At 71.6% G+C, this 18,700-nt stretch carries 17 protein-coding genes; 7 read left to right on the top strand and 10 right to left on the bottom strand.

All coding sequences use genetic code 11. The annotated features are described in order from the left end of the window. Position 1: 1 nt before the first annotated feature. On the bottom strand, positions 2-889 hold the full coding sequence (locus tag AB0G10_RS15840) for an SDR family oxidoreductase (protein ID WP_360921090.1): 888 nt from the start codon (positions 887-889) through the stop codon (positions 2-4). Between the two features lie 82 nt (positions 890-971). Here AB0G10_RS15840 and AB0G10_RS15845 point away from each other — a divergent pair, with 82 nt between their 5' ends. The 4 genes from AB0G10_RS15845 to AB0G10_RS15860 all read left to right on the top strand — a co-directional run bounded on the left by AB0G10_RS15845 (position 972) and on the right by AB0G10_RS15860 (position 6,784). After that, the gene (locus AB0G10_RS15845; protein WP_360921093.1) at positions 972-1,526 is read left to right on the top strand and encodes a helix-turn-helix domain-containing protein; all 555 of its coding nucleotides are present in this window, start codon (positions 972-974) and stop codon (positions 1,524-1,526) included. Positions 1,527-1,632: 106 nt separating this feature from the next. Further along, a complete protein-coding gene (locus AB0G10_RS15850; RefSeq protein WP_360921096.1) occupies positions 1,633-3,486 on the top strand; it encodes a hypothetical protein in 1,854 nt (617 codons plus the stop codon). Positions 3,487-3,578: 92 nt separating this feature from the next. Next, positions 3,579-5,468, top strand: a complete 1,890-nt coding sequence (locus AB0G10_RS15855) for an acyl-CoA dehydrogenase family protein (RefSeq protein ID WP_360921099.1) — start codon at positions 3,579-3,581, stop codon at positions 5,466-5,468. A gap of 65 nt (positions 5,469-5,533) precedes the next feature. Continuing rightward, positions 5,534-6,784: a SpoIIE family protein phosphatase gene (locus AB0G10_RS15860; protein WP_360921102.1), complete on the top strand. Its 1,251-nt coding sequence runs from the start codon at positions 5,534-5,536 to the stop codon at positions 6,782-6,784. A 64-nt stretch (positions 6,785-6,848) separates the two neighbouring features. Here AB0G10_RS15860 and AB0G10_RS15865 read toward each other — a convergent pair whose 3' ends face one another. After that, entirely contained in the window at positions 6,849-7,877 is a 1,029-nt protein-coding gene (locus AB0G10_RS15865; RefSeq protein WP_360921104.1) for an ABC transporter permease, read from the bottom strand. Positions 7,878-8,081: 204 nt separating this feature from the next. On the opposite strand from AB0G10_RS15865, the gene AB0G10_RS15870 reads away from it, so the two are divergent. Both AB0G10_RS15870 and AB0G10_RS15875 read left to right on the top strand, forming a co-directional pair. After that, positions 8,082-8,702 carry a TetR/AcrR family transcriptional regulator gene (locus AB0G10_RS15870; RefSeq protein ID WP_360921107.1) on the top strand — a complete coding sequence of 207 codons (621 nt, stop codon included), beginning with the start codon at positions 8,082-8,084 and terminating at the stop codon, positions 8,700-8,702. 38 nt (positions 8,703-8,740) lie between these two features. Then, complete coding sequence (locus AB0G10_RS15875) at positions 8,741-9,076, top strand: DoxX family protein (RefSeq protein WP_360921110.1); 336 nt, start codon at positions 8,741-8,743, stop codon at positions 9,074-9,076. A gap of 91 nt (positions 9,077-9,167) precedes the next feature. On the opposite strand, the gene AB0G10_RS15880 is transcribed toward AB0G10_RS15875, so the two are convergent. The 8 genes from AB0G10_RS15880 to AB0G10_RS15915 all read right to left on the bottom strand — a co-directional run bounded on the left by AB0G10_RS15880 (position 9,168) and on the right by AB0G10_RS15915 (position 15,562). After that, a complete protein-coding gene (locus AB0G10_RS15880; protein ID WP_360921113.1) occupies positions 9,168-9,608 on the bottom strand; it encodes a DUF3592 domain-containing protein in 441 nt (146 codons plus the stop codon). Positions 9,609-9,637: 29 nt separating this feature from the next. Beyond that, positions 9,638-10,678 (bottom strand): ABC transporter ATP-binding protein, encoded by a 1,041-nt coding sequence (locus AB0G10_RS15885; protein ID WP_360921116.1) that lies wholly within the window; start codon positions 10,676-10,678, stop codon positions 9,638-9,640. Beyond that, positions 10,675-11,460: an ABC transporter permease gene (locus AB0G10_RS15890; protein ID WP_360921119.1), complete on the bottom strand. Its 786-nt coding sequence runs from the start codon at positions 11,458-11,460 to the stop codon at positions 10,675-10,677. Before AB0G10_RS15890 ends, AB0G10_RS15885 begins: the two co-directional genes overlap by 4 nt. 5 nt (positions 11,461-11,465) lie before the next feature. Next, positions 11,466-12,185, bottom strand: coding sequence for a molybdate ABC transporter substrate-binding protein (gene modA, locus AB0G10_RS15895; RefSeq protein ID WP_360923025.1), 720 nt, complete (start codon positions 12,183-12,185; stop codon positions 11,466-11,468). 120 nt (positions 12,186-12,305) lie between these two features. Then, the gene (locus AB0G10_RS15900) at positions 12,306-13,655 is read right to left on the bottom strand and encodes an FAD/NAD(P)-binding protein (protein ID WP_360921122.1); all 1,350 of its coding nucleotides are present in this window, start codon (positions 13,653-13,655) and stop codon (positions 12,306-12,308) included. Between the two features lie 157 nt (positions 13,656-13,812). After that, positions 13,813-14,013 carry a hypothetical protein gene (locus AB0G10_RS15905; protein ID WP_360921125.1) on the bottom strand — a complete coding sequence of 67 codons (201 nt, stop codon included), beginning with the start codon at positions 14,011-14,013 and terminating at the stop codon, positions 13,813-13,815. 34 nt (positions 14,014-14,047) lie between these two features. Next, positions 14,048-14,764, bottom strand: a complete 717-nt coding sequence (locus AB0G10_RS15910) for a BTAD domain-containing putative transcriptional regulator (protein ID WP_360921128.1) — start codon at positions 14,762-14,764, stop codon at positions 14,048-14,050. Between the two features lie 126 nt (positions 14,765-14,890). Next, positions 14,891-15,562, bottom strand: coding sequence for a BTAD domain-containing putative transcriptional regulator (locus tag AB0G10_RS15915; protein WP_360921131.1), 672 nt, complete (start codon positions 15,560-15,562; stop codon positions 14,891-14,893). Positions 15,563-15,831: 269 nt separating this feature from the next. Here AB0G10_RS15915 and AB0G10_RS15920 point away from each other — a divergent pair, with 269 nt between their 5' ends. After that, positions 15,832-18,627 carry a beta-L-arabinofuranosidase domain-containing protein gene (locus AB0G10_RS15920; protein WP_360921134.1) on the top strand — a complete coding sequence of 932 codons (2,796 nt, stop codon included), beginning with the start codon at positions 15,832-15,834 and terminating at the stop codon, positions 18,625-18,627. Positions 18,628-18,700: the final 73 nt, after the last annotated feature.

Here is an 18,700-nt window from a genome sequence, read left to right on the forward strand (position 1 = left end):
TTCAGGCATCCTTGTACGCGCCGGCCGCGATGTCCTCGACCAGCGTCGGGCCGGTCGGCTCCCAGTCGAAGGCCGCGCGGGTGATCGCACTGGACGCGCTCATGTCGAGGCCGAAGAACCGGCCGATGAACCCGAAGTGCCGCTCGGCGTCCTGCGGGTCGATCGCGACGACCGGCAGGTCCAGTGAGCGCCCGATCGCCTCGGCGATCTCCCGGTTCGACACGGTCTCGGCGGCGGCGTGCAGGCGGGTGCCGGCCGGCGCCCGCTCGAGGCCGAGCCGGATCAGCCGGGCCGCGTCGGTCACGTGCACGGCGGACCACGAGGTGCTGCCGTCGCCGAGGTACCCGGAGACGCCGGTGCGCCTGGCCGCCGCCACGAGGGACGCGACGAACCCGTGGTCGCCGGTCCCGTGCGTGGTCGGGGCGAAGCGGGCCGCGATCGCGTGCAGACCCTCGGTCGCGAGGGCCAGGTTCTCGGCGCCGCCGCGCGGGGAGTCCACGCCGTGGAACGGCGACGGGTCGTTCTCGGTGGCCGGCCGTCCCTGCGCGAGGGCGGCCAGCCCGGAGGCGAACACGAACGGCCTGCCGGTGCCGGCCAGCACCCCGGCGATGGCCTCGACCGAGGCGCGCTCGGCCCGGTTGGACGCGGCCGGGTCGGCCCAGTCGTGCTTGTTGGCGAGGTTGACGACCGCGTCGGCCCCGGCGGCGCCGCGGCGCAGCGTGTCGAGGTCGTCGAGGTCGCCGCGGAGCACGGTGACGTTCTTGGCCGTCAGGGTCGCGGCCGCGGCGTCGCTGCGTGCCAGGCCGATCACTTCGTGGCCGTGGGCGAGCAGCTCATCGACGGTGTGCGAGCCGATCCAGCCGCTGGCTCCGGTGACGAACACGCGCATGGGAACTCCCTCGTACTGATGTCAGTTACTGACATGACAGTACACGCTGATGTCAGCCTCTGACATCACTATGATGGGGATCATGGCGCGATGGCAGGGCGGGGCGGCCGAGCGCCTCAAGGAGGCGGCTCTCGGTCTCTTTCAAACCCAGGGGTACGACGGGACGACCGTCGCCGAGATCGCGGCCGCGGCCGGGGTCACCGAGCGGACGTTCTTCCGGCACTTCACCGACAAGCGGGAGGTGCTCTTCTTCGACCAGCAGTCGTTCGAGGGCACGTTCCTGAACGCTCTGCCGGCCTCTTCGGCCGATCCGATCGCGGCGGTGATCGCCGGCCTCGGCGGCGCGGCGGCGCTCTTCGGCGAGGAACGCCGGGGCTGGTCGCGCGCCCGGCAGGCGATCATCGCGGCCAACCCCGGGCTGCAGGAGCGCGAACTGCTCAAGCTGTCGCTGCTGGCGGTCTCGCTGACCCGGGAACTGGCCGGGCGCGGCATCGATCCGATCAGCGCGGCGCTCGCCGCCGAGACCGGGGTGGCGGTATTCCGCACCACGTTCACGACGTGGGTGGCGGAGGGCGAGACGCGCTCGTTCCCGGAGATCCAGGACGAGGTGCTGGAGCGGTTGCGGGCGCTGCTGTAAAGCCTTCTCGTTCGTCATCTGAACACGCCGGGACCCAGGGGGCTGCCCGGCGATCCACGATCTTGGCAGGATGGGGTGCCGATGTGAGGGGAGCCGGGTCGCTGGGATGACCGTGCAACAGCTCGTGTTCCACAAGGGTCTCTGCTCCTCGTCCCTGGGCGCGCCGGAGACCGCCGCCTGGCGGGCCCGCCTCGAACCCGGGGGCCGGCCCGGGCTCTCCTATCTGGAGATCGACGGTTCCGGGGTGGTGGTGCGGCAGCTGTCGCCCGATCTGACCCACGTGCTGATCGGCCGGCCCGAGGATCTCGGCGCGCAGCTGGCCCTCGGCCTGGTGGATTGGCGGGGGTGGGCCCACCTTCCGGAATCCGCCGATGCCCCGGAGTCTGCGTCCGCGCCGGAGTCTTTCGACGGCGGGCGCATCGCGGCCCTGGAGCCTCTCGACGCCGGGCAGCTCGCCGAGGACGCCGAGCGGGGGCTGCGGCAGGTCCGGTTGCGGGCCCGCGAGATCGGGCCGGGGCCGCTGGAGCAGCTGGTCCGCGCCGTGCTCGACGACCCCGGCACGCCGCTCACGGTGATCGCCGGTGCGATGCCGGCCGCCGAGGTGCTGTGCGGGCTCTTCGACCTGCTCGGGCCGGCGTACTTCCCGTGGACCTTCACGACGGCGGCGACCGGCGACGCGCGGATCCTGTTCCTCGACGACACCGCCGCGGAACCGGAGCCGAGCCGCACCCGGATCCGGCTGAGCGCGGAGCCGCCCGAGGAGGAGTTCCTCGCCACCTACGTGGAGGCGTACCGCCGGGGCAGCCTGCGCGCGGTCGGCCCGGTCCGCCCGCCCGCCGTGTTCACGAAACCGAAGGAGATCGCCGCCTGGGAAAAGGACGCGCAGGCGGCGCCGGGCGTGCTGAAGAGCCCGTACTCGCTGCTCTGCCGGGCCGGCCGGGGCACCCTCACCGAGGCCGAGCGGGAATACGCGACCCGCCCGAAGACCGTCGACGAGCTCGCCGGGCTGCTGCCCCGCCTCACCGACCGCGACCTCACCGCGGTGCTGCACGACTGGGCCGGGCCGGAGGGCCGCGACAGCTGCCCCGACCTCGCCGACCGGCTCACCGACGTCGCCGTCGAGCGGATCATCCTGGTCCCGCAGCGCTCCGCGGAACTGGCCGCCGCCACGGCCGCGCTGGCGCCCAGCCACGAGTCGATCCACCGGGCCGTCGAGACGGCGCTCGAGGAGATCCGCGACTACCCGGAGGACAATCAGATCAAGCGCCGGATCGGGCTGCTGCGCGTGGTGGCCGGCCTCGGCGTGCCGCAGTCGGCCACGGACCCGACCATCGCGCTGATCCTCTCCGGGATCGCCGGCCCCACCCTGATCACGATGATCGCGACCTCGTCGACGGACACGCCGCGCCTCACCGAACTGCTCATCGGCGACCTGCGCCGGGTCCGGGCCGAGGGCGACGACGCCGAACCGGTCCGCGCGGCGATGCGCGAACACCGCCTGCTGCTGCCGGTCCTGCTGCGCTCGCGGACGCCCGCCGAGGCCGTACCCGTCCTGCGCGACCTGATCAGCGCCATGTTCGGCCCGGACGGCGGCACCGCCCCGACGATGGCCCATCTGCTCGGCGGCTTCCCTCCCGACCGGGTGCCGGCCGCGGCGCTGGCGGCGTTCGCGCAGCTCGCGCAGGACCCCGAGGCGGTGCGCCTGCTCGGCCTGACCGCGTTGCGGCAGCAGCTGGCCGCCGACGGCATCGCGTGGATGGCGGAGCGTTCCGCTCTCTGGTCGATGTCGTCTTCCCTCGTTCCCGCCTCGCCTGACAAAAGCGATAAATCCGAAATGTCGGCGATGGCGGGCGAGCCCGCGGCCGCCCCTCCGGCCGACCATGGCGTCTGGCCGCTCGTCGCCGGCGCGGTTCTGGTCTTTCTCCTCATCGTGGTCTTCGCCGTCCTCACCGGCCGCTGACCCCTCCTTCACGATGATCGAGTAATCGAGCGGCTACCTTCCGGTAACAATCCTCGGTACCGTGGCGGGCAGACGAGGTCTGGAGGATCGCCATGGCCACGACACATGTCACCGAGAAGCAGGCGCGGCAGACCGCCGAGGCGGCCCGCGAGTCCGAGTGGCGCAAACCGAGTTTCGGCAAGGAGCTGTTCCTCGGCCGGCTGCGGCTGGACCTGATCGATCCCCGGCCGGACCTGCCACCGAGCCCGGACGCTGAGGAGTTCCTGGCCAAGCTCGGCGCTTTCCTGCGTACCGATGTGGATGGACCACAGATAGAGCGCGACGCGCGCATTCCCGATGAAGTCTTCCAGGGCCTTGCGGGTCTGGGGGCTTTCGGGATGAAAATCGACAAGGAATACGGCGGACTGGGGCTGTCGAACCTGCATTACTGCAAGGCGCTGACGCTGACCGGATCGGTGAACGCGTCGCTCGCGGCGCTGCTTTCCGCGCATCAGTCGATCGGCGTCCCGCAGCCGCTGAAACTGTTCGGCAGCCCGGAGCAGAAGAAGGCGTTCCTGCCCCGGCTCGCGGCCGGTGAGGTGTCGGCGTTCCTGCTCACCGAGCCCGACGTGGGTTCCGACCCGGCCCGTCTCGGTACGGTCGCCGACCCGGTCGAGGGCGGTTACCGGCTCAACGGCGTCAAACTGTGGGCCACCAACGGCACGCTCGCGACGCTGCTCGTGGTGATGGCGCGGGTGCCGGGGAAAGGCATCACCGCTTTCGTGGTCGAGGGCGATTCCGACGGCATCACGATCGAGCGCCGCAACGCATTCCTGGGGTTGCGCGGCCTGGAGAACAGCGTCACCCGGTTCCACGATGTCTTCGTACCCGAGAAGAATGTCATCGGTGGGCTCGGGAAGGGTCTGAAAATCGCGCTGACCACGCTCAACACCGGTCGTCTGTCGCTTCCGGCGATGTGCGTCGGCGCCGGCAAACGCGCGCTCACGATAGCCCGGGAATGGTCGGCGGAGCGCGTGCAGTGGGGCCGGCCGGTCGGCAGTCACGAGGCGGTGGCGTCCAAGATCGCGTTCATCGCGGCGACGACGTACGCCATGGAGTCGATGCTCGACCTGTCCTGCCTGATCGCCGACGACGCCAGCAACGACATCCGCATCGAGGCCGCGCTGGTGAAGCTGTTCGCCAGCGAGATGGCCTGGCTCGTCGCCGACGAGCTGATCCAGATCCGGGGCGGCCGCGGCTACGAGACCGCCGACTCCCTGGCGGCCCGCGGCGAACGTGCCGCCGAGGCCGAGCAGATCCTGCGTGACCTGCGCATCAACCGCATCTTCGAAGGCTCCACCGAGATCATGCACCTGCTGATCGCGCGGGAGGCCGTCGACGCCCATCTCTCGGTCGCGGGCAACATCATCGATCCCGACGCCGCGCTGTCCCGCAAGGCCCGCGCCGGGGCCCGTGCGGGCGCGTTCTATGCGCGCTGGCTGCCCACCCTGGCGGTGGGTCAAGGTCAAAACCCTGCGGGGTACGGGCAATTCGGCCCTCTCGCGCATCATCTCCGGTACGTGGAACGGGCGTCGCGCAAACTCGCCCGCAGCACGTTCTACGCGATGTCGCGCTGGCAGGGCCGCTTGGAGCGCAAGCAGGGTTTCCTCGGCCGGATCGTCGACATCGGCGCCGAGCTCTACGCGATGTCGGCCGTCTGCGCCCGCGCCCGCGCCGAACAGAAGTCCTGCCCGGAAGGCCGCGAGCTGGCCGACCTGTTCTGCCGGCAGTCGCGGTTGCGGGCCGAGGCGCTGTTCGCGGCGCTCTGGGACAACACCGACCGCCTCGACGTGAAGGCGGCCGAGCGGGTGCTGGGTGGCAGGTACGCGTTCCTGGAGGAGGGAGTGATCGCCCCGGATCCGGCGGGGCTGGCGTGGGTGGCCGCGTGGCAGCCGGGGCCGGCCGAGGTCCCGGACGTGCGCAGGAGAATCCCGCGGCCCTGAGCGATCCGTTCCGGTGTTGTGGATCGTTGAGCCGCCGTGGCATCCCTTTCGTACTCTCCGGCGTGATGATGTCTCTCGAGGAGCAGCTGGCCGCCGCCCGGCAGATCATCCTCGAGCTCCAGCGCGACCTGCTGCCCGACGCCGTGCCGGTGCTGCCCCGCATCCGGATGGCCGCCCACTACGTGGTGGCCGCCCCGGAACTGCACGCCGGCGGCGACTGGTTCGACGCCGTCCCGCTGCCGGACGGCCGGCTGGCCCTGGTGGTGGGTGACGTCGTCGGCCACGGAGCCGCCGCGGCAGCCGCGATGTCCCGGCTGCGGACCGTCCTGCGCGAATCCCTGCTGACCGGGGCCGTTCCTCCGGCGGCCGAAGCCGGCGCTCCCGCTTTTGATGTCGGCGCCTCCGCGGCCGAGGTCGTCGATCCGATGGCGGGGGCCATTCACCTGATGGCCGAGGCGGTCGACCGCCTGGACCGCTACGCCGCCACCTCCCCGGCCACCCGCGCCGCGACGGTATGCCTGGCCCTCCTCGACCCCTCCACCGGCGACCTCGCCTGGATCAGCCGCGCCCACCCGCCGCCGCTGGTCTGCACCCCCGACGGCCGGGCCCGCTTCCTCGACACCGGCCGAGCCGCCCCACTAGGCGTAGGCCTGCCGTCGTCCCCGCCCGCCCGGGCCCTCCTCGCGCCCGGGGAGGTGGTCCTGCTCTACTCCGACGGCCTGGTACAGCGCCCCGGCGAAACCCTCGCCGACGGCCTCTCCCGCCTGGCCCGGATAGCCGGCGCCGCGATCGCCGATTCCGGGTCATCGACGCCCTGCCCGGCCGAGCGCCTCTGCGGCACCACGGTCGAGCAGATCACCCGGGATGCGGTCCACGACGACGTCACGGCGCTGGCAGCATGCCTGCTGCCGGCCGCGCCGGCGTCGCTCGAGCTGAGCGTTCCGGCGGCGGCTTCGTCACTGCCTTCGGTACGCGCGGCAGTCTCCGACTGGCTCCTCACCACGATCGGCGCGGACCCGGACGACGAGGCGGCCCTGACGCCGGCGATCAGCGAGGCCGCCACCAACGTGACCCGCCACGCCTACCCCGATCGACCGACCGGCGAACTGCGGGTCTCGTTGTCCCTGGAGGACTCCGGCGTGGTCCGTGCCGTGGTCGCGGACGACGGCGCCTGGCAGGAACCCGCCTGCTCAGGCCGAGGCCTGCCCCTGATGCACGACTGCGGCTCCCTGAACCTGGACCGCCGCCCGAACGGCACCACCGTCGTGATCCGCCGCGAACTACGCCATCGAGCGGTGGCGGGCGCCGTTCCCTGAGCAGAACCGGCGCCGCCGGCTCTCGAAGGTCGGCGCCCATCTTCCGGTAGCCGGCGCCCGGAAGTCAGGCCGGAACCATCGTCGCCGGCTCCTCGGCCGGGATCGTGGCGCGCCGGCGAGCCCGCACCACGCTGATCACGCAGAGAGCCGCGCCGGCCGCCAGCCAGGTGGACAGCACCACGATGGACGACCCCGCCCCGGCGCCGTCGAAGAACGCCACCGAACGCAGCAGCGAACCGGCCGCACCCGGCGGAAGAAGCTGCCCGAACGCCCCCGACCAGCCCGGCAGCATCTCCGGCGCGGTGGACACCCCGGCGAGCGGGTTGCCGAGAAGCATCATGGTGGCGGCGCCGATACCGAGTCCGGCCGGCCCGAGCAGTGACTCCAGTCCGAGGATGGTCAGCGAGATCGCCGCGGTTCCGAGGGCGAGCACCCCGGCGTTCGCGAAGTAGTCACCGCTCAGCGCACCGAGCCAGAACTGCAGGATCGCCGCCATGGCGAGCGCCCCGGCCACCGCGAATCCCAGCGCTCCGGCAACCCGGCGCCCGACCCCGGTGATCCGCAGCGTGAGCAGCCCCGCGGCGACGATGCCACCCAGGACGATCGGCAGAGCGGCAGCCGCCATCCCCGCACCCCGAGGATCGTCGGCGGGAGCGGCCACGACATCCCGGACCACCACCGTCCCCGCCGCGGCCCCACCTTGCGCGGCCGCGGGGTCCGACGCGTGAGCCAGCGCGTTCGCGACACCCTGCAGCGTCTGCGCGACGACCGGGCTGGCGGCCGACGCGGTCAGGACCTGCGGACCGCCACCGCTCAGATCGATCGCCCCGTAGACCTCGCGGTCGCGGATGGCAGCCTCCGCCTCGGCCGTGCCCGCCACTTGCACGACGTCGAACGCGCCGGGCTGACGTTCGTTCAGGGCGGCGGTCACCTGCCCGGTAGCGGCCGCCGGCCCGGCGACGGCAATCGGTACGTCGTGCACGGACGAGCGCACCGCCGGCCACGCGAACGCGGTCAGCAACACACTGACGATCACGGTGAGCAGGGCGACGATCCCTGCCACCTGCGGCCAGGGGGAGGGCTTGGCGGTCATGACGACTCCTCTTAAGCGAACGACCATTCGTTTTAAACAAACGCCCGAGCCGCTCGTTTGTCAAGAACGACCGTTCGTTTTCGCGCGTGGTGCATGCCGCGAGCCATGGCCGCTGCGCGGGGTGGTCTCCGCGGCGCGGGCGGCGAGGTGGGGGGCGGATGTCGGCGGCGAGGGGAAGGCTGAAGGGTGTGCGAGCATGGGCATGTGACTAGCGCCGATGTCAGTGCCGGGCGGCGGGGGCGGCGCGCGGAGAATCGGGATCGGATTCTGCTGGCGGCACGGGGGCTGCTCGTCACGAACCCGGCCGCCAGCATGGATGACGTCGCGCAGGCGGCGGGCGTGGTGCGGCGCACGGTCTACGGGCATTTCCCGAATCGGGATGCGCTGCTGGCCGGGCTCGCCGACAAGGCGGCCGCCGACATGCTGGCCGCTCTGGGCCGGATCGACCGGGCGCGGCTGGATCCGGCCGTGGCGCTCGCCGAGTTCACGCTGACCATCTGGACGGCCGGCGACCAATATCGGCTGCTCATGGCGCTGGCCGAAAGCGAATACGGCAGTGCCGGCCTGCGCGACCTGCTCGCCCCGATCCGGGCGCAGGCCATGGAGTTGCTGGTCCGGGGGCGGGACGAGGGCCGGTTCGCGACGCATCTGCCGCTGCCGGTGCTGAGCGGCGCCATGCAGGCGATCACCCTGTCGCTGCTGCAGGCCGTGAACGACGGGCTCTGGGTCGGCGACGGCGTGCGGGCGGCCCGGGCGATCCTGATCGCGGCGGGGCTGCCGGCGGCCGAGGCCGATGAGGCGATCGCCACGGCGCGAGCGCTTTAATTGCACACCGCTGTGCAACTCGGCTAGCCTGTGCAGCCATGAACTTCACGTTCGCGCTGATGGCGATGGGCGCGTTCGGCGTATCCGGCACCGCCAAGGTCACCGGCGCCCCCGACACCCGTGTCGCCGCCGGTCATCTCGGGATGTCGCCGGGGGAGTTCCGGTTCATCGGCGTGATCGAGCTTCTGGGCGTGCTCGGCGTGACGGCCGGCCTGTTCGTCACCGGGGTCGGCGTCGCCGCGGCGCTCACCCTGCTGCTGCTCATGGCCGGTGCGGTCGGCATGCACCTGCTCAGCGGGGACGGCCTGCGCGGCGCGATCCTGCCGATGCTCGCCGCGACGGTCCTGACCGGCTACCTGGTCACCCTTGCATGATCACAGAGCGGCCGGCAGGACGAGCAGCGCCGCCGCCGCACGGCCGATGAGGGCGCCGGCCAGGACCGGCGCCGTAGAGGATGATCTGCCGTCAGGGGCTTGGGACCCGTTCCCGCCGGCGGGTGCGGGCCAGGTGCCAGGCGGCGAGGGGCACCCCGACGGCACCGAAGATCGTCGCGCCGAGGGTGAAGTACGCGATGCCGTGGTTCTCCGGGACCCGGGTGTCGCGGACCTCGTCGGCCGGCCGGGACGGGTCGTACACGATCGGCACGGTCTCGCCGACCCGGGTGCCCTGGACCGCGTCGCCCTGGCCGATCAGGGTCTCGACCCGGCGGCCGTCGGCCGTGGTGAACACGACGGTGACCCGGCCCTTGCTGCCCACGTCCGTGACCTGGGCGGAGGTCTCCACGCCACGGTCGCGCAGGGCCAGGTCGTTGCGGAAGATCTGGAACGTGGTCCAGGCGAAGACGCCGGTCACCACGATGCCGAGACTGAGGAAGAGCCACACCGGTGGCAGCCTGCGTGATCCCATGGGCGTTCCATTCCCGGCATCGGTGAAGATCAATCGGCGGGATAGGCGCGGGTCTCGGTCGCCTTCACCGCGGCCCAGATCGGCATGCCCGGCTCGAGGTGCAGCTGGGCGGCGGCCGCGGGGGTGATGTCGGCGGCCACGGCGATCGGGCCGTCCAGCACGACGCGCAGGTTGTCGCCGTGGCGCTGGATGTCGGCGAGCACGGCCTGCCAGGTGTTGCGGGGGCTGCCGGACGGCTGCGCCGGGTGCAGGGCCACGGCCGAGGGCGGGAACGCCACGAACGCGGCGCCGTGCACGTCGTCGGTCGTGGTCAGCGCGAACCCGTCCGGGAAGACCACGGTGTGCCCGGTGGCGACGCCCTGGAACAGGTTGAGCCCGACGAGCCGGGCCACGTAGTCGGTGCGCGGCCGCGCGGTGATCGTGGCGGCGTCGCCCTCCTGCACCACCCGGCCCTGCTCGACGACGACGAGCCGGTCGGCGAGGACCAGCGCGTCGAGCGGGTCGTGGGTGACCAGCAGGGTGGCGCCGGGGTGGGCGGCCAGGTGCCGGCGCAGCTCGCCGCGGGTCTCCAGGCGGGTCCGCGCGTCCAGGGCGGCGAGGGGCTCGTCGAGCAGCAGCAGCACCGGGTCGACGGCGAGCGCGCGGGCCAGGGCCACCCGCTGGGCCTGGCCGCCGGAGAGCTGCCGTGGTTTGCGCCGCCCCAGAGAGGCGAGCCCGACGCGGTCCAGCCAGCGGTCGGCGATCGCGTGGGCGGTGCGGCGGTCGGCGCCGTGCCGGCGGGGTCCGAAGGCGACGTTGTCCCGTGCGTTCAGGTGCGGGAACAGCAGGTAGTCCTGGAAGACGACGCCGATCGGCCGCTCCTCGGGCGGGGCCGAGGTGATGTCGCGGCCGGACAGACGTACGAATCCCGCAGTTGATTCTGAAAGGCCGGCGAGGCAGCGCAATGCCGTCGTCTTGCCCGCCCCGTTCGGCCCGAGCAGCGCCACCGTCTCGCCCGGGGCGATCCGCAGGGAGATGTCGAGGTCGAAGCTGCCGCGCGAGGCCACCAGATGCGCGTCGAGGAGGCTCATGGCGCGGTCAGCCACTTGTCGCGCAGCGCCGCCAGGATCGTCACCGACACGGTCAGCAGGATGAGGCTGAGCACCACGGCTCCTTCCAGGTCGCCGGACTCCATCGTCTGATACACGGCGAGCGGCATGGTCTGGGTGATCCCCGGATAGTTGCCGGCGAACGTGATCGTCGCGCCGAACTCGCCGAGCGCCCGCGCCCAGCAGAGCACCGCGCCGGCCGCGATGCCGGGCGCGACCAGCGGCAACGTGACGTGGGTGAAGCTGGTCCAGCGGGTGGCGCCGAGCGTCGCGGCGGCCTCCTCGTAGCGGGTGTCGGCGCCGCGCAGCGCCCCCTCCACCGCGATCACCAGGAACGGCAGGGCCACGAAGGCCTCGGCGATCACCACGCCGGCGGTGGTGAACGGCAGCGTGATCCCGAACGTCTCGTCGAGCCAGGAGCCGACCAGCCCGCGCCGGCCGAGGGCGAGCAGCAGCGCGATGCCGCCCACCACCGGCGGCAGCACCAGCGGCACGGTGATCAGCGCGCGCACGATCCGGCGGCCGGGGAATTCGACGCGCGCGAGCAGCCAGGCCAGCGGCACCCCGAGCAGCAGGCACACCAGCGTGGCGACACTCGCGGTCACCAGCGACAGGCGCAAGGCCGTCGTGACTTCCGGCTCTGCGAGCCGGGTCAGGAGCGAGGACCATGGGGTACGGGCGAGCAGCCCGGCCAGCGGCAGGACCAGGAAGACGAGACCGATCCCCGCCGGGATCAGCAGGGGCAGGGGTACCCGGGTGCGCATGAAGATCAGGGTGCCTGGAAACCCGCCGCGGTGAGAACCTTCGTGCCGTCCGCCGACAGGACGTAGTCGACGAACGCCTGCCCGCCGGCCGGGTTCTTCGCGTTCCCGAGCACGGCGATCGGGTAGTCGTTGACCGCCTTCGCGGACTCCGGGAACTCGATCGCGTCGACGTCGGCGGCCGAGGTCCTGGCGTCGGTGCGGTAGACCAGCGCCGCGTCGACCTCGCCGAGCTTGACCTTGGAGAGCGCGGCCTTGACGTCCTGCTCCAGCGTGACCGGGGTGATCGTGACACCGGCGGCGTCGACGGCGGTCTTCGCGGCGGCGCCGCACGGGACGGCCTCGGCGCAGAGCGCCACCTTGAGGCCGGGTGCAGTCAGGTCCGCCAGCCCGGCGACGCGCTTCGGGTTGCCCTTGCCGACCGCGATGACCAGCTGATTGCGTACGAATGTGGTGGGTGTCCCGGCGTCCGTGACGGCCTGCATGTTCTTCGGCGAGGCCGAGGCGAACACGTCGGCCGGGGCGCCCTCGTTGATCTGGGTGGCGAGCCCGGAGCTGCCGCCGAAGTTGAACGTCACGGTGGTGCCCGGGTGCGCCGCCTCGAACTGCTCGCCGAGCGTGGTGAACGACTCGGTGAGCGAGGCGGCGGCGAAGACGGTGACGGGTCCGCCGCTCGCGGCCGTGTCCGCGCCGTCACTGCCGCAGGCGGCCAGGCTCACTGTCGTCAGGACGGCGAGCCCGGCCACGGCGAATCGAGAAGTCGTCACGGCGAGCACTGTATCGCTTCCGCAGATGCGATTGAAGACCGTGCTCAGTGACCGCAGACACCAGCTAGATGTCGGTGCCTTCTATAGCATCTGCAAACTGGCGGTGAGGCGCTCGACCTGCCGGCGGATCTCCGGGACGGCGGTGGCCTCCCACAGGCCGCCCTTGCGCAGCGGCCCGACCACCCAGAGACCCGGGAGGGCCCGGCCGTCGTCGCCGGTCTCGACGCCGAGGCCGTGCGGGCCGGTCCGCAGCAGGCCGTCGCGCAGCATGTCGGCGACGAGCCCGGAGGCGGTGTCCGGAAGTGATCCGGGGCCGGTGCAGTTCACGACCGCGCCGTACCGCCGTGGCGCCGTGCCGTCGGCGGTGACCGTGAGGCCGCCGTCCGGGTGCGGGACGATCGAGGTGAGCCGGCCCGCGCGGACCCGGAACGTGCCGCTGCCGATCAGGTCGCCGATGCGGGCCGCGACCGGCGGGGCCATCCGGTGCCGGTGCACCTCCCAGAACCGGTGGCAGTGCCGCAGGAACCGCTCCTGGTCGGTGTGGTCGAGGGAGCGCCACAGCTCGTCGGCGCGCGTACGGACGAAATCCATCACCGCGACCCAGTCGGCGCCGGCGGCGATCTCCTCGCGCACCCGGCGCATCAGCGGCCGCAGGCCGGCCCCGATGGGGAGATCGAAGGCGGTCGCCGGCGGCGGCAGCACGGGGTGCGCGCGGGGCAGCAGGCCGCGGCGCGAGATCGCCTCGACGGCAGTGGTGCGGCCGTTCGCGGTGAGCGTGAGCGCCACGTCGACGGCGGTGAGGCCGGTGCCGATGAGCAGCACCGGCAGGTCGGCCGGCACCGCGTCGAGGGCGCCGAAGGCCCACGGGTCGGCGACGTACTCGACGCTGCGGGCGGCCTCGGCGGAGACCGCGGCGGGCCGGCGCGCGGACGGGTTGCCGACGGCGAGGATGACGTGGTCGGCGTGGACCTGGCAGCCGGTGTCGTCGGTGACCAGGTAGCCGCCGTCCAGCCGGCGGATCGCGGTGGCGGTGGCGAAGTGATGCCGGAATCGGTCACCGGCGTTCTTCGTGACCTCGGCGAACCAATCCGCGAGGTAGTCGCCGAAGCGGGCCCGGGGGAGGAAGTCGGTGGGCTCGGCGGGCTCGCCGCGCTCGCGCAGCCAGCGGACCAGATGCAGCGGGTCGGCGGGGTCGGCGCTCATGGCCCCGGCGCGCGAGTTCAGCACGTGCCACGGTTCGGCGGCGCCGTAGGCGACACCCGTTCCGGGCCGGGACTCGGGCGCGACGAGGGCTGTCCGCCATGTGGTATTCGACAGTACGGCGCGGGTGGCGAGAGCCCCGCTGGCGCCACCGCCGACGATCGCGACCATCTCCGAACGGGTCCCGGGCCGGGATTCCGACACCCGCCCGCGGACGACGGTGCTGGTCACCGCTCATCCATCCGGTTCGATGGCCGCTTGGTACAGGCGCTCGGCATGTCTTCCTCCCGATGGTCAGCGCGGCACTGCGCATATCTCCAGCAAACCATAAACCCTATAGTTTTTATAGGCTATATGGCGGTGGAGTCGGGCAGGTTAACACGGCGCGTCAGTGGTCTTCGGCCAGGAGGCGGTCGGCGGTGTCCCGTACCAGAAGAATCGCTTCCTCGAGCCCCGCGGGGCGGAAGCGGCGCTCGCCCGCCCGGGTGCGGATGTCGGGGTTGAGCAGCACGCCCACCAGTACGTGCTCGTTCTCGATGCGCATGGTCAGGACGCAGACCGCGGTCGGCTGTTCGCGAAGGGCTGCCATCGCCTCAGGATCGGCGGCGGGCGTCACATCACTGTCATCGACGGGTCACCTTCAGTGAGGATTCCCAGGCTTCCAGATCGGACGGGGCTCGCAGGTCCAGCTCCTCCGACATCCGGGCCCGGAAGCAGCGGTAGAGGCGCAGCGCCGCCGCGATGTCGTCGTCGCAGAGGTGGGCGGCGATCAGTGCCCGGTGCACACTCTCCCGGAACGGGTCGAGGCGGACCGCTGCCACACCGGCGGCCACCGCCTCGGCCGGCCGGCGCTCGCGGGTCCGGCGGCGGCAGATGAGCTCCAGGGCCCGCACGCGCAGCAGCAGGAACCGCTCCCGGGCCATGATGATCCAGTCGTCCTGCTGGTCGGGGAGCAGGTCGCCGGCCGTGACGAGGCGGTGGTCGTCGGTGAGCGAGGTGCCGGCCGCCGCGTGCGCCAGCGCCGTGCATTCCCACAGATCCACCGTGAGATCGGGGTGCAGAGCCAGGTGCGAGCGATCGGCCAGGACAAGGTCACCGATGAGGCGCCGGGTGCGGTGTACGACCCCGCGCAGGTTGCCGCCGGCCCGGGACGGCGGGACGGCCGGCCAGAGCGCTGCCGCCGCGCACTCCCGGCCGACCGACCCGTCGTTGACCGCCACGTACGACAGCAGCCGCCGGCCGCCGGCGCCGAGCGGGATCTCGGTGGTGCCCCGGTACAGCGCGAACCGGCCCAGGAGCCGCAGATGCCACTCGGCCGGTGTCGCGCAGATGCCGGGCATGTGAGCCTCCGGCGCAGTCGTGACGATGCGCTCCCATCGTGGCCCTCACGGGTCAGCGGCCGGAGTCCTTGAACTGACGGAGTCGGGTTGCGGACCGTTATCTCCCGGCCCTTACTTCCCGGCCTTTTACTTCCCGGCCAGCGCTTTCCCGGCGGCTCGGGTCCCGAACGTCTCGCGGAGCAGGTCGCGGTACCGGTCGGCCTGCCGGCGGGCCTGGCCCAGGCTGCCCTCGTCGACCAGGGCGCGGATGAGGGCGAGCTGGCTGCGCTCCCGGAGCGGATCGATGGCGACGAGGCGCATCCCGTAGTCGATCGCCCGCGCGTAGCTGCCCGACCGCCGCAGCGCGTCGACGAGCGCCTCGAGGAAGTGGATCTGCAGCTGGCCGAGCCGTTCGCGCTCGATGATGACCCAGTCCTCGTACCAGCCGGGCAGCAGCTCCCGGGTGAGCTGCTCGAATCCGGCCTTCGCCGCGGATTCCCCGGTTTCCAGAAGGGACCAGCCCGCCTCCTCGAGCGCCACCACGTCGACGGCGGTCTCCGGCCGCAGCCCCAGCGACGAACCGCAGCAGACGACGATGCCGGTGCCGTTCATCCGCCACAGGATCGACCGCAGATTCGCCGACGCCCGAGCCTCGGACTTGTCCGGCCACAGCGTCCCGGCGATCACCGCCCGCCGCGTGGGGTGCCGGCGCAGGGCGAGCAGGGCGATGAGCCGCTGCCCGATGTCCGGGACCGCGATCTCCCGGGGCCCGGCCCGCAACCGGAACCCGTCGAGAAGCTCCAGCGACATCCCGGTCATCGGCTCACCCCCTCCCGCTCCTCACGCAGTGTGGAACGTCCCGCGTTATGCACCCGTCATCCTGGCGTCGCACCATCCGGCCGCACTGGTTCACGGCGGCGGTTCATCGAAGGTCTTGACGGGGATGTGGTGGCGTCGTTACGTTCGTGAAAACCTTTTCGGAAACTTAGCCAGGCCTTCCACCTGGTTAAACCCTGCATGCTGCATTGCCACCGAAAACCGTGAGAGGCCTGGCTGGAGCCGGCGGATCTGAGGAGTGTGCGCGCAGAATGACCGACAACGAGATCTCCCGCCGGCGGTTGTTGCAGTACGGCGCGGCCGCCGCGGGCGCGACGCTGATCGCCACCGGGACTCCGGCCGAGGCCCACGGCGGGGGTGGTCCGAAAGGCGGGACGAAGCCCGCAGTGAACGGGTTCCCCGTACCCGAAGCTTGGAAGGCAGTGCCCTTCGACCTGCACCAGGTGGACCTTCTGCCGAGCGTCTTCACGGAGAAGAGGGATCGGATCCTGGCGTATGCGCGGGCCTATGACCCCGATCGGATTCTGGCGAATTTCCGGACGGCCGCCGGGCTGGACAGCCGGGGCGCGCAACCGCCGGGCGGCTGGGATGACGCGACCGGGAATCTGCGCGGGCACTACAGCGGACATTTCCTGTCGATGCTGGCGCAGGCGTGGGCGGACACCGGCGAGACGATCTTCAAGGAGAAGGTCGACTACGTCGTGGCCGGGCTCGCGGAGTGCCAGGACGCCTTCGCCACGAAGGTGGGTCAGCCGGGCACTCCGCCGCCGCCGGCCACGTGGACGGACGAGGGCCTCCGGCTGTCCGGCGATGGGCAATATGTCGGTCTGCCGGATGCCACGATCGACGGGCTGAGCGGGTTCACGATCGCGATGCGGTTGAAGATCGACGAGCTGAGGACCTGGTCGCGGGCGTTCGACTTCGGCACCGGCACGACGGCGAACATGTTCCTCACGATCCACGACGGCGCCGGGCCGCGGTTCGCCATCACGACCGGTGGCAGTGGCGGGGAGCAGCGCATCACGACCACGACGCCGCTGCCGGTGGGAGAGTGGGTGCGCGTCGCGGTGACGCACGACGGACAATCCGGAAAAATCTATATAAATGGCGAAATAGCGGGTCGAAATGACGCTATGACCTTGACGCCCGCCGCGCTCGGCGCCCCCAAGAACAACTGGATCGGGCGCTCACAATACGGCGACGCCCACCTCAAGGCGACCCTCGACGAATTCCATCTGTTCGACCGCGCGCTGACCGCCGCCGAGATCCAGGATGCGACGGGCAACCTCGCGGCATACCGGTTCGACGCGACCGAGGGCACGACCGTCGAGGATGTGAGCGGCCGCGACTGGGACGCCGCCGTGATCACGGGCACCGGCGGCCCGGCCGGTCCGTCGCACGCCGGTTTCCTCGCGGCGTACCCGGAGACGCAGTTCATCCTGCTCGAGCAGTACACGACATACCCGGCGATCTGGGCGCCCTACTACACCTGTCACAAGATCATGCGCGGGCTGCTGGATGCGCACACCCTCGCCGGCAACGCGGCGGCCCTCGACGTCGTGCGTGGCATGGGGGAGTGGGTGCACAGCCGGCTCAGCAGGCTGCCGCGCGAGCAGCTTGACCGGATGTGGTCGCTCTACATCGCCGGCGAATACGGCGGCATGAACGAGGTCATGGCCGATCTGTACGCGCTGACCGGCGATAAGAAATTCCTCGAGACGGCGCGCTGTTTCGACAACACGACCCTGCTCGCGGATTGCGTCGCCGGCACCGACACCCTCGACGGCAAACACGCGAACCAGCACATCCCGCAGTTCCTCGGCTATCTGCGGCTGTTCGAGAACGGCGCGGACGCCGACTACCGCAGGGCCGCCGCCAACTTCTTCGACATGGTGGTTCCGCACCGCACCTACATGCACGGCGGCACCGGGCAGGGCGAGGTCTTCCGCAAACGGGACGTCATCGCCGGCAGCATCGTGAACACCACGAACGCCGAGTCGTGCGCCGCGTACAACATGCTGAAGGTGGCGCGGAACCTCTTCTCGCACACGCCCGACGGCCGATTCATGGACTTCTACGAGAAGGCGCTGGTCAACCAGATCCTCGCCTCCCGCCAGGACGCCGACAGCACGACGAACCCGCTGGTCACCTACATGGTCCCGGTCGGTCCGGGAGTGCGGCGCGGCTACGGCAACACCGGCACGTGCTGCGGCGGGACCGGCCTGGAGAACCACACGAAATACCAGGACACCATCTATTTCCGGTCGGCTTCCGGGAAGGCGCTCTACGTCAACCTCTACATTCCGTCGACGTTGAACTGGACCGAGAAGAAGCTGACGATCACGCAGACCGGCGATTATCCGCGCAGTTCCGGGACGACGCTGACCGTCACCGGGAACGCCCGGCTGAATCTGCGGTTGCGCGTGCCGGAATGGGCGGGCGACGATTTCACCGTCCAGATCAACGGCAAGACCCAGAGGGTACGGGTGGAACGCGACGGCTACGCCGGTCTCGACCGGCACTGGCGAACCGGGGACACGGTACGGGTCGCCTTCCCCTATCGGCTGCACGTCGAGAAGGCGATCGACGACCCCTCGCTGCAGGCGTTGCTCTACGGCCCCCTGGCGCTGATCGCCAAGTCGTCGAGCAACCAGTATCTGCCGATGTCGTGGTATCCGTCCCTGCCGCTGTCCGGTGACCTGACCGAAATCGTCAAGCCCGGCCCGGACCCGCTGACCTTCACGGCCGGCGACGTCGCGTTCGCGCCGTTCTTCCGGGGCGACACCGACGCCTACCACGCCTACTTCCGCCGCGACGAGCCCACGATCGCCTTCGCCGGCGCCGACTCGGCCGTCCCGAACCGGCCCGGCGACGACGGCCGCACCTTCCTCGACGCGCTCTGGGCCGAGGCGCCGTTCCGCAGCCGCCGCGAGTTCCAGAAGGAGGTCGCCGCGGTGGCCCGCGCCTGGGAACGGGCCGGCCTGCTCACGAAGCCGGAGGTCGCGGCCGTGAAGGAGGCGGCCGCAGCAGCCCCGATCACCGCCTGAGCGCGGCTGCTCCCGGGCCGCCGCGCCACCAGCCCGTGAGATCTTGGACGATCGACCACCGATTCCGGCTGTC

It is taken from the genome of Actinoplanes sp. NPDC023714, from assembly GCF_040639855.1.
In the GTDB taxonomy this organism is placed as follows: Bacteria; Actinomycetota; Actinomycetes; order Mycobacteriales; family Micromonosporaceae; genus Actinoplanes.

Coding starts and splice junctions, on each gene's coding strand:
- AB0G10_RS15875 (WP_360921110.1), top strand. CDS start 8,741: ATGAACTTCACGTTCGCGCTGATGGCGATGGGCGCGTTCGGCGTATCC.
- AB0G10_RS15865 (WP_360921104.1), bottom strand. CDS start 7,877: ATGACCGCCAAGCCCTCCCCCTGGCCGCAGGTGGCAGGGATCGTCGCC.
- AB0G10_RS15840 (WP_360921090.1), bottom strand. CDS start 889: ATGCGCGTGTTCGTCACCGGAGCCAGCGGCTGGATCGGCTCGCACACC.
- AB0G10_RS15890 (WP_360921119.1), bottom strand. CDS start 11,460: ATGCGCACCCGGGTACCCCTGCCCCTGCTGATCCCGGCGGGGATCGGT.
- AB0G10_RS15920 (WP_360921134.1), top strand. CDS start 15,832: ATGACCGACAACGAGATCTCCCGCCGGCGGTTGTTGCAGTACGGCGCG.
- AB0G10_RS15845 (WP_360921093.1), top strand. CDS start 972: ATGGCGCGATGGCAGGGCGGGGCGGCCGAGCGCCTCAAGGAGGCGGCT.
- AB0G10_RS15855 (WP_360921099.1), top strand. CDS start 3,579: ATGGCCACGACACATGTCACCGAGAAGCAGGCGCGGCAGACCGCCGAG.
- AB0G10_RS15910 (WP_360921128.1), bottom strand. CDS start 14,764: ATGCCCGGCATCTGCGCGACACCGGCCGAGTGGCATCTGCGGCTCCTG.
- AB0G10_RS15850 (WP_360921096.1), top strand. CDS start 1,633: ATGACCGTGCAACAGCTCGTGTTCCACAAGGGTCTCTGCTCCTCGTCC.
- AB0G10_RS15905 (WP_360921125.1), bottom strand. CDS start 14,013: ATGGCAGCCCTTCGCGAACAGCCGACCGCGGTCTGCGTCCTGACCATG.
- AB0G10_RS15860 (WP_360921102.1), top strand. CDS start 5,534: ATGATGTCTCTCGAGGAGCAGCTGGCCGCCGCCCGGCAGATCATCCTC.
- AB0G10_RS15915 (WP_360921131.1), bottom strand. CDS start 15,562: ATGACCGGGATGTCGCTGGAGCTTCTCGACGGGTTCCGGTTGCGGGCC.
- AB0G10_RS15880 (WP_360921113.1), bottom strand. CDS start 9,608: ATGGGATCACGCAGGCTGCCACCGGTGTGGCTCTTCCTCAGTCTCGGC.
- AB0G10_RS15885 (WP_360921116.1), bottom strand. CDS start 10,678: ATGAGCCTCCTCGACGCGCATCTGGTGGCCTCGCGCGGCAGCTTCGAC.